This is a genomic window from Chloroflexus sp., from assembly GCF_034431535.1.
GTDB lineage: Bacteria > Chloroflexota > Chloroflexia > Chloroflexales > Chloroflexaceae > Chloroflexus.
This window is the reverse complement of record NZ_DAOUDC010000074.1, coordinates 129098-143970: the sequence shown is the minus strand read 5'-3', so window position 1 is coordinate 143970 and position 14873 is coordinate 129098. Positions and strand designations below refer to the sequence as shown.

11 protein-coding genes are annotated in these 14873 nt (G+C 60.5%); 8 read left to right on the top strand and 3 right to left on the bottom strand.

All coding sequences use genetic code 11. The annotated features are described in order from the left end of the window. Positions 1-119: 119 nt before the first annotated feature. Entirely contained in the window at positions 120-1229 is a 1110-nt protein-coding gene (gene proB / locus U9R61_RS18990; RefSeq protein WP_322490380.1) for a glutamate 5-kinase, read from the bottom strand. Between the two features lie 113 nt (positions 1230-1342). Then, positions 1343-3136: an aldehyde ferredoxin oxidoreductase C-terminal domain-containing protein gene (locus tag U9R61_RS18985; protein WP_322490379.1), complete on the bottom strand. Its 1794-nt coding sequence runs from the start codon at positions 3134-3136 to the stop codon at positions 1343-1345. A 117-nt stretch (positions 3137-3253) separates the two neighbouring features. On the opposite strand from U9R61_RS18985, the gene U9R61_RS18980 reads away from it, so the two are divergent. The 8 genes from U9R61_RS18980 (at position 3254) to U9R61_RS18945 (ending at position 13713) form a co-directional block, all read left to right on the top strand. Beyond that, positions 3254-4687 (top strand): cyclic nucleotide-binding domain-containing protein, encoded by a 1434-nt coding sequence (locus U9R61_RS18980; protein WP_322490378.1) that lies wholly within the window; start codon positions 3254-3256, stop codon positions 4685-4687. Between the two features lie 138 nt (positions 4688-4825). Further along, positions 4826-5845, top strand: a complete 1020-nt coding sequence (locus U9R61_RS18975; protein ID WP_322490377.1) for a LacI family DNA-binding transcriptional regulator — start codon at positions 4826-4828, stop codon at positions 5843-5845. A 146-nt stretch (positions 5846-5991) separates the two neighbouring features. After that, entirely contained in the window at positions 5992-7311 is a 1320-nt protein-coding gene (locus U9R61_RS18970; protein WP_322490376.1) for an ABC transporter substrate-binding protein, read from the top strand. Positions 7312-7447: 136 nt separating this feature from the next. Next, on the top strand, positions 7448-8338 hold the full coding sequence (locus tag U9R61_RS18965) for a sugar ABC transporter permease (protein ID WP_322490375.1): 891 nt from the start codon (positions 7448-7450) through the stop codon (positions 8336-8338). Positions 8339-8352: 14 nt separating this feature from the next. Beyond that, positions 8353-9279 carry a carbohydrate ABC transporter permease gene (locus tag U9R61_RS18960; protein ID WP_322490374.1) on the top strand — a complete coding sequence of 309 codons (927 nt, stop codon included), beginning with the start codon at positions 8353-8355 and terminating at the stop codon, positions 9277-9279. A 27-nt stretch (positions 9280-9306) separates the two neighbouring features. Then, entirely contained in the window at positions 9307-11469 is a 2163-nt protein-coding gene (locus U9R61_RS18955; protein WP_322490373.1) for a glycoside hydrolase family 65 protein, read from the top strand. 212 nt (positions 11470-11681) lie between these two features. Continuing rightward, positions 11682-12338, top strand: coding sequence for a beta-phosphoglucomutase (pgmB, locus tag U9R61_RS18950; protein ID WP_322490372.1), 657 nt, complete (start codon positions 11682-11684; stop codon positions 12336-12338). A gap of 205 nt (positions 12339-12543) precedes the next feature. Further along, positions 12544-13713: a CPBP family intramembrane glutamic endopeptidase gene (locus U9R61_RS18945; protein ID WP_322490371.1), complete on the top strand. Its 1170-nt coding sequence runs from the start codon at positions 12544-12546 to the stop codon at positions 13711-13713. 106 nt (positions 13714-13819) lie between these two features. Here U9R61_RS18945 and U9R61_RS18940 read toward each other — a convergent pair whose 3' ends face one another. Then, entirely contained in the window at positions 13820-14821 is a 1002-nt protein-coding gene (locus tag U9R61_RS18940) for a lamin tail domain-containing protein (RefSeq protein WP_322490370.1), read from the bottom strand. Positions 14822-14873 lie beyond the last annotated feature (52 nt).

Below are 14873 nucleotides of genomic sequence, written 5' to 3'. Positions count from 1 at the left end.
TCCTTGTCAAACCTCTGGTGCGACGTCGCTATTGGAACGTCTCTATCCGCTCCTCACCCAGCAGAAGGTATCAGGGTAAGGTACATGAGAGAGGCGTATCTCCACTGCTCGTCTGTGCGCTATGATCCGGCCAACACGACCATATCGTCGCGATGAACGACTTCCGGCCCATAATCATACCCTAAAACCGAGACGATCTGGTGTGAGCGCAGACCGGCAATCATACGCATATCGTTCGAGCGATACTGGGTGAGACCGCGAGCGATTTCGCGGCCAGCAGGGTCGAAGATCCGCACCGTCTGGCCACGATCAAACTCGCCGCTCACCTCTCGGATGCCAGCGGCGAGCAAGCTCTTGCCGTGGCGGGTAAGCGCCGTAGCCGCGCCTTCATCCACCACAATTCGCGAATGGCGCACCGTTTCGGCCAAGATCCAGCGTTGGCGCGCATCGGGATGGGTCGTTGCCGCCGGAAAGAAGGTGCCGATCCGCTCGCCGTTGGCCACGCGCGCGATCACATCCGACTCATGGCCGGCAGCGATAATCACTGCCACACCGGAGCGAGTGGCGAGATCGGCAGCCTGTATCTTGGTCTGCATCCCGCCAGTGCCGCGATGTGTCCCACTGCCGCCGGCCATCGCCCAAATCCGTTCATCGATCACCGGCACCTCGCGCAACAGCTCGGCGGTGGGATCGCTGCGTGGATCGGCGCTGTAGAGACCGGCAATATCGGTCAGGATCAAGAGCAGGTCGGCGTCGATCAAGCCGGACACCAGCGCCGAGAGATTATCGTTATCGCCGACCCGAATCTCGGCGGTCGCCACCGCGTCATTCTCATTGATAATTGGCACGATTCCTTGCGCAAGGCAGAGGGTGAGGGTATTGCGGGCATTGAGATACCGGCGGCGGTCGCGCAAGTCGTCGCGGGTAAGCAGCGCCTGCGCCACCTGCAAGCCGTACAGCTCGAAAATCTGCTCGTAGAGGTGCATCAACCGGCTCTGCCCAACAGCGGCGAACACCTGCTTGAGCGGGATGTTACTACGCTGTCGCGGCGCGACGCCGAGCCGCTCCTTGCCGGCGGCAACTGCACCCGACGAGACCAGCACCACTTCGTGGCCATCTGCTTTGAGGCGGGTAATCTGGCGGGCCAACTCGACAAAATAGGGCCGGTGCAGCCGGTCAGTGCCGGCGGTCAGCACGCTAGTACCCAACTTGACGACGAATCTGGTCATATCAGTATGCGATGATATTTACGAATGTAGTCAATCATTTCGATCATGGCATGTAATAGAGACCGCACAGCCGTGCGACCCTCTATGATTGCCGCCCCCCTGAGTAGACAGTGCTACAGGATTATCCCCAATTCGGCCAAGCGAGCCGGCGTCGGATCGCCGCGGGCATCCCACCCATGCCGGGCGTAATACTCGGCCAACAACGCCTCTAGCGGCGGGGTATGGCCAGCGGTTGGCCCGCTGCTCAGCGGTTCGCGGAGATAACGGTCGGGCAAGGTATCTTGGCTATTGCTGGCATAGCGGCGAGTAAAGAGCCGGTCAAGGGTGACAATCCGCTCGCCGATCCGCACCAGATCAGCGCCGGTGATGGCGCGCCCGGTCACTGCACCGATCAGCGCGATCAACTCGCCGGGAGTAATCTGATAGGCCATCAAGCCGAGCCGGCGGCAAAAGCCGCTGGCATCGAGCGCAGCAGCAAAGCGTTCATGCCAAATCAAGCGCAACGCTTTCCCCTCGCTCTCACGCGGCCCACTGGCCGGCGGCGGCAACCATGCCGGCGGTTCGGCCACCAATTCTTCAAAGGCCATCGCATAGCGATAATCGCCGCCAATCGGACTCGTCGCCATTGCCAAGCCAATCTCGGTGAGTGCGCGCGGATCGAGTGCCGGCATCGCCAAGCCTTTCACCTGCGGGGCGAATGCCGCCGACCCCCACACCGCCTCTTGCATCTCGCCGACGCCAAGGGAAAGAATATCGCGCTTCTCTTGGCGCTGGCTGATCCGGTCGAGAGCCGCAATCACCGCCGCGCCGTCACCCCAATTGAGCGTGCGCTGGCGCACCAAGCCTTCGTCTTGGGCTTCGGTCATAAACGCGATCGCAGCAGCGGCGGCAGCCGGATCAATCCCCAGTCGCAAACAACGATCGGCAATCGCCAGCATCGCGTCGGGGTCGGTAATACCCACCCGAGCGGCAAAGCCGGCAATCAGTTCGAGACTAGGCAACGGATGGGTCTCGCCGCTTTTGGTGCGCAGATCGATATAGCACGGCAACGGGCACTCGGCGCAACCCCGTTCGAGTCGCCCGCCGCGCCGCGCAATCTCGCTGAAGGTGCGGGCAATCGCGACGCCGTCAGCCAGCGCACGCGCATCGCGGCTGGTCAGGGCACCGAGTTTGATCGCCGCCGGCAACAAACCAGCGCTGCCGATGGCCCGAATCGCGTTAGCGGTTGGATGCCGCTCACCGCGCTGCCGGATCGATTGCAGCACGGTCTGCATACGAGCAGCGTCAGCGACCGGCAACAGCGCACGGTCGCGCACCACAATCGCTTTTAGCTTCTTATCGGCCATCACCGCGCCGGTGCCAGCCGGTTCAACCAGATACAGCCCCTCAGCAACAATACTGGCATACGCGACCCCAGCTTCACCGGCTGGCCCAACCACCAGTACACGCACATTGCCGCCCAATTCAGCGGCCAGCGTCGCAGCGGTTGCCACCGTGTCGCGCCCGACTAAATGGCGGGCCGAACGCAAACGCACCGTATCACCATCGATCAGCAGATAACACCAATCAGGCGCTTCACCGCGGATAACCAACACATCAATGTTATTGCGGCGCAGTGCAGCGCCCCAATGCCCCGGAGCCCAGCCATAACCAATCCCGCCGGTGAGGGGCGAGCGGGTGCCAACCGTGAAGCCGCTAGTCGCAAAACCGGCGCTGCCGGCCAGCGGCCCAGCAGCAAAGATCAGCAAATTCTCCGCCGACAACGGCGGGGTATCTGGTTCCAATTGATGCCAGAGCAACCAAGCGATCGCCCCGCGCCCGCCCAAATAGTCACGTTCCACTTCATCGGGCAACAACTGGCGAGCGTGGCCGCGAGCCAAATCAACGGTAAGACTGCGCAACGGCATGCGAGTATCCTGTGTGGGTGCGATTTCCGCCGTTCTATTATACCGCTCCTCGGCAACGTGTATGGTACAATGCAAGGCAGATTGCGCCATCCCCGTCATTGTACCGCAGAGCCGGCTATGTCGTTGCTGAAGCGCCCTCCCCACAACCAACTCGATCAAGCGCGCGCTGCGCAGCGCCAACAGCGCCAACAAGCCGCGATTGCGGCTCTGGCTGCGCTTGATTGCTTGCGCGGCGTGCCAGCGACCGAGCTAATCACGCTCTATGAACGTGGCATCTTCCGGGTGTTTCCTAGCGGCGCCACCGTGATCGGCCAACGCCGCGGCTATCGCTACCTGTTCTTTCTGCTGCGCGGGTCGTTGCAATTGCGTTTACGCGACAAAGATGGTCGCGAAGTACTGATGGGGGTGATCGGGAAGGGTGATTGTTTTGGCGAAGGACCGCTGTTTGGCAAATTCTTCCGCCACATGAGCGCGCTCACCCAAAGCTCGTGCTATTTGCTGCAAATCGAAATTGCCACGCTGCGCGATGAACTAGCGGCCTTACCCCTCTTGGTCACTGCCCTGCGCCAAGTCTATCGCCGGCGTATGGTCGAAGCCACCCTCGCCCGTATGCCGGTTCTCAGCCAGTTGCTGCCGCTCGAACGGATCGCAATCGCTGCCCGCCTGCAACCGCGCCACGTGCCGCGCGGCACGTTGGTGATCAAGCAAGGCGAACCCGCCGACTCGCTCTACCTGATCGAGAGCGGGCAGGTGGTGATCGAGCAGAGCGGGCAGATGATCGCGAGCCTGAGCGAAGGCGATCTGTTTGGCGAAATCTCGCTGCTCACCGGCGAGCCGCACCGGGCCAATGCCCGCACCCTCACCACCACCGACCTGCTCGAACTGCCCGGCGCCGACTTCTACCGCTTGATCCAAGAGCATCCGGCGCTGGAAGCCGATCTGCGCGCGATGGCCGAACGGCGGCTGAAACACTCAGCCGCCGTGCGCAGCGACGCTGCCCGCGCCCGCGACATCGGGCTGGCAGTCAATCGCGGCTTGTTGCGCGCCACCCACATCCTCGTGCGCGATCCCACCCGTTGCCCGCCCGGCTGCCGGATGTGCGAAACCGGCTGCGCCAGTCGCCATGGCCATAGCCGTCTGCACTTACATGGTACGCCGATCGACCGGTTTGATGTGCTCGAAACCTGCCGCCAGTGCAGCGTCGGCGCGGAATGTGTCGAGGCTTGCCCGGAAGACGCGATCGAGCGGGTTGATACCGGCGCCTTGCGCATCACCGCCCGCTGCACCGGCTGCGGCGAATGCGTCACCGCCTGCCCCTACGACGCGGTGCAATCGGTGCCGCGCGCCAAACACACCACCGGCCCGCTCTGGGATCTCTTCCGCCGGCTGCAACAGCGCATCCGGCCCACGATTCCTCTCACCCCCACCGGCCCCACCCACCGCGCCGACAAATGCGATCTCTGCTACGGCTACACCGACCTCGCCTGCGTCACCGCCTGCCCGATCGGCAACCTGCGGCTGGCCCCGGTCGAAGAAATCGTGCCGGTGTAGCGACGCACGAACGTTCGCCTATAGAGCCGCACGGCTATGCGCCATCTTAGACGAACGTTCGCTTTACCCTCTTGACAAGTGCAATTGGCCGGTGTATGATAAAGGCGAACGTTCGCCTAGAAAGAATCGAACCGCCCTATGACAGCCACCAAAGTCACGCTCAAAGACGTAGCGGCGCGCGCCGGAGTCAGTTACCAAACCGTTTCTAAGGTGCTGAACGGTGAGATGCAGGTTGCGCCTGAAACGATGGAGCGGATTCAGGCGGCGGTGCAAGAACTCGGCTACCGGCCCAACCGCATTGCGCGCAATATGCGGGCCGGGCGCAGCTTTATGATCGGGTATTCGTGGACGCAAACCGAACCCGGTCAGGTTAATCACATCCTCGACCAATTCTTGAGCAGCATGGTGCGCGAAGCCGGCGCGGTTGGCTACTATGTCTTGCCATTCCCCTTCCGCGAAGGCAACGCGCAGGTCGAAACCTACCGCGATCTGATCAAAAGCGGCAATGTCGACGGCTTTGTGCTGTCGAGCGTGAATTATCACGATCCCCGGATTCAGTTTCTCTTGAAACAGCAGTTTCCGTTTGTCGCGTTTGGCCGTTCCAACCCGGAATGGGATTTTGCGTGGGTCGATATTGATGGGGCCGCCGGCACGCGGCAAGCAGTAGAATATTTGATCGGGCGCGGCCATCGCCGGATCGCGATCTTGGCATGGCCCGAAGATTCGCGGGTCGGCAATGATCGCTTTCAGGGGTATCTCGATGCGATGCAAGCTGCCCAGCTCGCACCCGAACCCAGCTATATCTTGCGCGGCGAGGGTATCTTCGAGGTTGGCCGGGCCATGACGTTGCACCTGCTCGATCTGCCCGCCGATCGCCGTCCAACCGCGATCATGGCCCTCAACGACACGATGGCGATTGGCGCGATGGCGGCGGCCCGCGAACGCGGCCTGACAATTGGAACCGATCTGGTCATCATCGGCTTCGATGATGCGCCGATGGCGCAGTATCTCTTCCCGCCGCTGAGCAGCGTGCGGCAGCCGATTGCCGAGGCTGGCCGCAAATGCATCGAACTGCTGGTGGCGCTTGTTGAGGGGCGAGAACCGGAACAAAGACACGTCCTGCTCCAACCTTCCTTGATCATCCGCGCTTCGTCCTGATAACTCACGACAATTTGCGTTCCTGATCATCCGCCATTGATCGGGTAGCCGGTTATTGTGTAAAAAAAGGAGGGTAAAAAATGATCTAAGATCGCATCATTGTCCACAGCCAAAATGTATTAGCTTGATATTGCAAAGGAGCAAGTATGAATCGCATAATCAAATTCCTGCTCATCTTGACCGTGTTGGCGCTGGGATTGAGCGCCTGCGGCCAGACAACCACGCAACAACCCACCCCACAACCGCAGACAATCCGTGAGACGGTGACCGTCAAGGAAACTGTCGTTGTGCCCGCCGAAAAGGTGACGGTGCGCCTGTCCGGTTGGGCATCCAGCCCGGCGGAAACCGCGTTGCTTGAGTCGCTGCTGTATAAGTTTTCGGTCGAAAATCCTGACATTTTGGTCAAGTACGAGCCGATTACCGGCGATTACAAGCAGGTGCTGCTGACCTCGATCGCGTCGGGAACCGAGCCTGATATCTTCTACGTTGACATCTTCTGGTGGCTGGAGCTGGCCGCCAATGATGCGCTGCTCCCGCTCGATGACCTTATGGCTGCCAGCGGCGTCTCGCGCAGCGATTTCATCCCGGCGCTGATTGACGCCTTCACCTACGAGGGCAAAACCTACGGTATTCCCAAGGACTTCAACACCCTTGGCATGTTCTACAACAAGGATCTGTTCGATAAGGCTGGCCTTGCCTACCCAACCGACGACTGGACGTGGAACGATCTGCGCGAGGCGGCGGCGAAGCTGACCGATCTGAGCGATCCGAATAAGCCGATCTATGGCTTCTGCACCCCGCCCGATCCGGGCCGGTTCCCGGTCTTCGTCTTCCAGAATGGCGGTACGGTGATGAACAGCGACTTCACCGACACCACGCTTGACAACGAAGCAGCAGTGAAGGCAGCCGAGTTCTACGCCTCGTTCCGCACCAATCAGATCGGCGCGCTGCCGTCGGATCTCGGCGAGGGTTGGCAAGGCACGCTCTTCGGCAAAGGCCAGTGTGCGATGGTCTATGAAGGCGGCTGGCTGATCCCTTATCTGCGCGATCAGTTCCCCAACACCAAGTACGGCGTGGTGATGCCGCCGGCTGGGCCGGGTGGCGAAGGCAACCTGATCTTCACCGTGGCGTGGGGTATCTCGGCCAACACCAAGAACGCCGAGGCGGCGTGGAAGGTGGTCAACTTCTTGACCAGCGAAGCCAGCCAGAAGGCGGTGCTTGAGAGCGGCTTTGCGTTGCCGTCACGCCAAGCGTTGCAGAACAGTGACTACCTGAAGAATAACCCCAACTCGGCGGCGATCTTCAACGGTTCGTTCTTCGGCGCTAAACCCTTCTTCTGGGGAGCGGTCGGCTCGGATGTGAACGATCAGATGGCTAAGGCGCTGGAGCGCATGTTCAAAGAGAACCAGCCGGCACCGGACGCGATGCAGCAGGCTGCTGAGTCGATCCGCAAGGCGATGCGCTGATGGCAATGCGTGGAGTGCGGCAGTTGAACTGCCGCACTCCACGACGCAGAGGTTGAAAAGTCCGGCCAAGATGCCGCCATGGAGCGGACATGCACTGGGGTGACACCCATACCCCGCCACCGACGGAGACGAGGCTATGCGAACGAGAACTGACCGCCGCAAATGGGTTGATGCCCTGAACGGCTATCTCTTTATTTCGCCATGGTTGATCATTTTTCTGATCTTTAGTTTGATCTCACTGGGGTACGCGGTCTATCTCTCGTTCACCGAGTACAACTTGCTCAGACCGCCGCGCTGGTGGGGTCTCGAAGGGTACCAGCGCGTGCTGGAAGATGAACTCTTTATCTCGAAGGCACTGCCGAACACCTTCAAGTATGTGCTGATCGTAGTGCCGATCCAGACCTTTCTCAGTCTGGTGCTGGCCTTCGCGATGGATCAGAATCTGCGTTTCCAGCGCTTCTTTCGCACCATCTTTTATTTGCCGTCGGTCACGTCGTCGGTGGTGATTTCGCTCATCTTCATCTGGATCTTCGCCCCGCAAGGCATCTTCAACCAGATCACCGGCCTGACGGTCAACTGGCTCGATGACCCGCGCACCGCGTTTTACGTGATTATGGGCATGAATATCTTTACCACCAGCGGTACGCTCATGCTCATTTTCTTAGCCGGCTTACAAGATATCCCGTTAGCCGTCTATGAAGCGGCTGAGATCGACGGCGCGAACGGCTTGCAGAAATTCTTCTACATCACGGTGCCGATGTTGCGTCCGGTGATCTTTTTCGTGGTGACAGTCGGCGTGATCGGGTGCTTTCAAGTCTTCGACCAGATCTTTGTTATGACCAACGGCGGCCCGCTCGATAGCACGACCACCATCACCTATCTGATCTACAAGTGGGCCTTCCGCGATACCCGCATCCAGATGGGGCAAGCCTCGGCACTGGCGGTGATTTTGACCCTGATCATTCTGGCGGTGACGCTGTTGCAGCGGCGGGTGATTGAAGGCAGCGGCAGCGGGGCTGAGCGATAGAAAGGCAGGCGACGATGGCAGTGACAACCAGTTCTCCTCAAGCGCAGGTCTATGCACGCACCGTCTTCTTCGACCGTCTGCGCAAGTATCTCTTCTTCGCGATGCTGGCCTTCTGGGCCGCGCTCTCAGTGGCACCGCTCTACTTTACGCTGGTCTTCTCGTTCAAGCCGGTGGCCGATATCTATACGCCGCCGATCTGGGCGCCGACTCCCTTTACGCTCGATAACTACATCACTATTCTCGGCACCTTCCAGCTCTTCCCGCGTTGGGTATGGAATAGCGTCTTTATCTCGGTCATTATCACGATCTTCCGCGTCCTCTTTTGCGCGATGGCCGGCTACGCCTTCGCCCGGATCGAGTTCCCGCTCAAGAGCTTCTGGTTCAACCTGCTCTTGATCTCGATGATGATGCCGGGGGTGGTCACGCTCATCCCCTCGTTCCTGATCATCGGGCCGGGATTGATCCGCGGCGGTTTGCAACTGGGAGATCTGCGCATCCCGACCGGCTTTGGCCTGATTGACAACCCGTGGGGCGTGATTCTGCCCGGCATAGCCGACGCCTTTGGCGTCTTTATGATGACCCAGTTCTACAAGTCGTTCCCCAGAGAGCTGGAAGAGGCGGCGATGATGGACGGTTCGGGCCGCTGGGGCACCTTCTTCCGCATCGTGCTACCGATCAGCCAAACCCAATTGATTACCCTCGCCCTGCTCACCTTCCAAGGGGCGTGGAATAACTTTATGTGGCCGCTGCTGGTGCTGCGTTCGCCCGAACAATTCACGCTACCAATCGGGTTGCAGTGGTTCCGCGGCGAGTACTACACACTCTATTCGGTCATTCTGGCCGGTTCGATCTTTAACACGCTGCCCATCCTGATCATCTTCTTCGTCTTCCAGCAATACTTCGTGCGCAGCATTGCCGCCACCGGCTCGAAAGAGGGGTAAACGAGCGGCTTGACACACAGGTGAACTATGTGGATCCTTTCTGAAGACACCTTCGACCCAGCGAAACAACACCACAAAGAGACGATCTTCACGATCGGCAATGGCTATCTCGCGACCCGCGGCGCGTTCGAGGAGGGCTACCCCAACGACCGCCGCGCGACCTTTATCCACGGCGTCTTCGACGACGCGCCGATCGTGGTCACGGAGTTGGCCAACGCACCCGACTGGCTCGCGCTGCACGTCGTGCTCGACGGTGAGAAGTTCTCGCTCGCGACGGGCGCCATTCTCGCCTACCGGCGCGAACTCGATTTGCAGAGCGGCGTGCTGCGGCGCGAGGTGCGCTGGCGTTCGCCGCAGGGCCGGGTGGCGACGCTGATCTTCACCCGCTTCGCATCACTGGCCGACCAACACCTGCTGGCGCTGTGCTGCGAGATCATCCCCGAATTTGACGGGCAAATCGAGCTACGCGCCGCCGTTAACGGCCAGATGGACAACGAAGGGTTGCTGCATTGGCGTCCGCTCGCCCAAGGCCAACTCGCCGATGGCACGATCTTTTTGCGCACCCGCACCCGCAAGAGCGGGATTGAAGTGGCGCTAGCGATGCGCTTGCTCGGCGACACCTCCCAGACCGCCTTCTGGGATGCCGAGAACGTTCCGACGCTGCAACAGGTCTACCCGGCGCGGGCCGGCCAGCCGATCGTGGCGACGAAATTCGTGGGGATTGCAACCTCGCGCGATGCTGCCGCACCGCTTGAGCTGGCCCATCGCCACGTCCAAGCCGCCACCGATTGGGAGAGCGTGCTAGCCGCGCAACAGCAGGCATGGGCGCGCGAGTGGGAGCGCTGTCACGTCGTGATCGAAGGCGACGCCGAGGCCGATCTAGCGGTGCGATTCAGCATCTTCCAATTACTGATCGCCGCCCCCCGCCGCGACAACCGGGTCAACATCGGCGCCAAAACCCTCTCTGGCTTCGGTTATCGCGGCCATGCCTTCTGGGATACCGAAATCTTCATGCTGCCGCTCTTCACCTACACCGCACCCGACATCGCGCGCAATCTGCTCGACTACCGCCACCTCACCCTGCCGGCTGCCCGCGCCAAAGCCCGCGCCGCCGGCTACGAGGGCGCATGGTACGCTTGGGAGAGCGCCGATACCGGCGATGAGGTGACGCCAACGTGGGTGCCGGATTTCCATGACAAAAAGAAGCTGGCCCGCGTCTGGACGGGCGATCTGGCGATTCACATCTCAGCAGATGTGGCCTACGCCGTGCAGCAGTTCTGGCAGGCTACCGGCGACGATGGGTGGCACATCGAGCGCGGAGCCGAGATCGTGCTCGACACGGCCAAATTCTTTGCCTCACGGGCCGAATGGCTGGCCGAACGCGGCTGCTACGGCTACACCGACGTGATCGGCCCCGACGAATACCACGATCACGTCAACAACAACGCCTACACCAACCTGCTGGCCCAATGGAACCTACGCGCCGGCCTTGAGACGCTGGCATGGCTCGATCAGCACGCACCGCACAAAGCCGCCGAGCTGCGCCAACGGCTCGACCTGACGCCGGAACGCTTACAGCAGTGGCAGACGGTGGCCGAAAAGATGTGCCTCAATGTGAGCGCCAACGGTCTCATCGAGCAATTCGACGGCTTCTTCAAACTGAAGGATGTCAATCTAGCCGACTACGAACCGCGCACCAAATCGATGCACGAAATCTTTGGCATCGAGGGGGCCAACGAGTATCAGGCGATCAAGCAACCCGACGTGCTGATGCTGCAATTCCTCTTGCGCGAACAGTACAGCGACAGCCAGATTCGGGTCAACTACGACTACTACACCCCCCGCACCGACCACACCTACGGCTCATCGCTCGGCCCGCCGATTCAGGCCATTGTCGCCTGCCAGATGGGAGACGTAGCCGAAGCCTACGAACACTTCATCCGGGCAGCGCGGGCCGACCTGCGCGACGTACGCGGCAATGCCGGCGACGGCATCCACGCTGCGTCAGCAGGCGGGGTCTGGCAAGCGGTGGTGTTTGGCTTTGGCGGGTTGCGCATCCACCCCGACGGCACGTGGGAAGTGCATCCGCGCCTGCCCAACCACTGGCGGCGGTTGACCTACCGCTTCACTTTGCGCGGGCAAACCCACACCGTCACCGGCTACCCGGATGGCAGCTACACGATAGGCTAAGACGCAGAGGAGGCAGAGACGCGAAGGGTTTTTAACGCAAAGACGCAGAGGTTTTTAACGCAAAGGCGCAAAGGTATTTGAGGTTGGGTACAAGCGTGGTCACAATTCCAAAACCTTTGCGTTTTCTGTGTCCTTCACGCCGTTGCGTTTGACATGCTTTGCGTTCTCTGCGACCTTCGCACCTTTGCACCGTAAATGATGAGGACTGCGTGATGTCGATCAAAGGATTTATCTTCGATCTTGACGGTGTACTCACCGACACTGCCGAATACCATTACCGGGCATGGAAGCGGCTCGCCGATGAACTCGGCATTCCATTCACCCGTGCAGAGAACGAAGCGCTGCGCGGCATTCCGCGCCGCGAGTCGCTATTGCTGCTGCTCAAAGGGCGCACCTTCCCCGAAGCGACGCTCAACGATCTGATGGAGCGCAAAAACAGCTACTACCTCGAATACATTCGCGAAATCTCACCCCGCGATGTCTTGCCCGGCGCGCGCGAGCTACTGAGCGAAATCCGCGCCGCCGGCCTCAAAGCGGCGCTCGGTTCGGCGAGTAAAAACGCGCGCGAAGTGATCGAGCGGCTCGGCATCGCCGATCTGCTCGACGCGGTTGCCGACGGCTACAGCGTCACGCGACAGAAACCGGCGCCTGACCTCTTCTCGCACGCAGCGGCACTGCTCGGCTTAGCGCCGGCGGAATGCGTTGTGGTCGAAGACGCCGCCGCCGGCGTCGAAGCGGCACTGGCCGGCGGCTTCGCCGTGATCGGGATCGGCCCGCACGAGCGGGTGGGCAAAGCGCACGTCGTGCTGCCCAGTCTGGCTGGCGCGCGTCTCGCCGATCTGTTGGCGCGGCTGCCGATGCATGTATGACGCACCAGCGTATCGGAACAACCATGGGGAAGAGCCGGACAGCCGTCCGGCTCTACATAGAACCTTCGCACCCTTCGCGTTCTTGGCGCCTTTGCGTTACCCGTCTTTGCCCCCTTTGCGTCTTGGCATTATCCCTCTTGCCAACCAGCGTACTTTCTGTCACACTGCTCTTGCAACTGTCATTCGGTCACAAGGAGCATCTGTTATGTCAGAACCGCTGGTTCTCACCTCTGAACAACCTCCTACTCACCGTCCGGGTCTCTGGATAGCTGGTGTAGCAACGTACATTCTGCTCATCAGCGTTGGCTCCAGTCTTGGCGGCGAGTTGGGTATCTTCACCACCGCCAGCTTCAACGCGCTACCCTTCGTCGGGTTGGCTGTGTTTGCCTATTTCGCTGGTTCGCAGTTCAATTGGGCGTGGCTCGCCACCGGTCTCTGGTTGGCGCTCGTGCTGGGCTTGGCATCGCTCTACACATTTGGTCTCGGCGTAATTACTCTGCTCGATCTGCCGCCGGGAGGGATTAATCCAGAACAACCGCCCAATCTCGCACCAGCAGATCTTCGCAGCATCGTGCTCTTAATCTTGAGCATCTTCGCCGCCATCGGCATTGGCATGTTCACCCTGTTGCCGCCGGTCCGGCGAGGATTAGCGCGGGTGCTGCCGATCGATCCCGGTTCATTTGTCCATGCCATCGCATTGATGGCAATTGTCAGCATCACCCTCATGATGTTTGTGCCGCTGCTGATAACCGGCGAACCGCCCTTGCTGGCGCTGGTTAACACCATCAGCGGCACAGAGCTGAGTGATCTGAGCGCTGATGAACAGTTACGCAGCCAACTTTACAGCTTGGTCTGGACGATCCCAGCGGCGTTTCTGGCGGTTGGCTTTGGCATTCGCCGCCATCTGGCCGCTACACTGGAAAGGCTGGGGTTGGTGCGCCTGACGCTGCGCCATCTGCTCATCGGGCTTGGGATTGGGTTGGGATTGGCCGGGTTGATGTCGCTCGCACTACCGCTGATGGAATCGCTCTGGCAAGCGCTCGGCTGGCCAACCACCGACGAAGAAGCCTTCGGTGAACTGATGGCTTTCGCGATTAGCCCGATCGGGGCGCTGGTGATCGGCGTTACGGCTGGCCTTGGCGAAGAGTTAGGCGTACGTGGCGTCTTGCAGCCGCGACTGGGAATTTGGCTCTCGAACCTCTTCTTCACTAGTCTGCACGCTTTTCAATACCACTGGGACGCCCTGGTGGTGGTGTTTGTGATTGGAATGGCATGCGGGTTGGTGCGCAAGCATACCAACACCACCACCGCCGCAATCGTGCATGGGGTATACAACTTCATTATGGTGATGCTTGCGGTGGTGTTTGGCCAGTAAGAAAACTAGGTCATCGGCTGGTGATTCCCGCCGCTAGAAAAAAGAGGGAACACCTATCCACGAAAGCTGGAGGAGGCATTCACCATCCCTCTTCCGGCCACCGTCGCTACGGCACCTGATACGAGCTGACCAAACGGCCTTGCGCATCGAGCAAGTGCGCCGTGTCACCGCTGCGCCAAACCGGCGCGCGCTGATTCCAGTAAAAATCGCCGGTGGTCAGATTGCTCGTACCACTCCCGCTGTAGAGATAGACGTCTACTTCCGGTTGGAGGATAAATGCCGGAAAGGTAAAGGTAGGCTGTTCAGGGCGTGAAATATTCACAATCCGCCAACCTTCAATCGTAAGGTCGTTGTCTTCTTCACTTCTGAGGGTGATACGTTCGTCATTTAATGTGGTTGACGTGTTTGGATCGTAAGGTTCGATCAACAACGTCACCACCAATCCAGCCGGTACAGAGGTCGGTGTGCGCCCCGGTACAACGCTAGCCGAGCCGGATGTAGCGGTAGGGGAGGGCGTACTAGTAGCCCGCGCCGGTGTGACTGTACTGACCGCTACCGGCGTGGGCGTGCTCGTGCCCCGCGTGGTTGGCGCCGGCGTGCTCGTGCCCCGCGTGGTTGGCGTCGGCGTGCTGGCGCCACCCGCTGCCAGCGTCGGCGTGCTGGTAACCCGCGAGGTTGGCGTCGGCGTTTGCGTCGGGCGTGGTACCGTGGCAATGCTGGTTGCGGTGGCGGTTGGCGAGGGTTGCGAACCTGGCTGACTGGCGACCGGAGTATCAGTTGGTACGAGCGTTGCCATCGCCGGCAACGGCGCATTAACATAACATAGCAGACTGGCGATCACCTGTTGGCTAGCCCGCACCCGCACCTCAACCGGGTAGATGCCGGGTGGCTCGTTGGTGCGCAGCGGAATCTGCCAACTGCCTGCCGCATCGCTAAACCCGCCGCCAACCGGTTGGCCGGCAAAGAGCATGATCAACCCTTGCAGCGGTGGCGCATTCGCTCCGCTCAGAGTGACGGTTTGGTTGCGGGGGCAAGCAAGAGGGGTAGGTTGCGCGTACACCTGTTGCGCTGCCAATGCAATAGCACTGGCCAAAGCCAGCGTTGCCAAAAGAGCTATCCAAAACCGGTAATGCTGATGTGGCATGGGGTACGATACAACT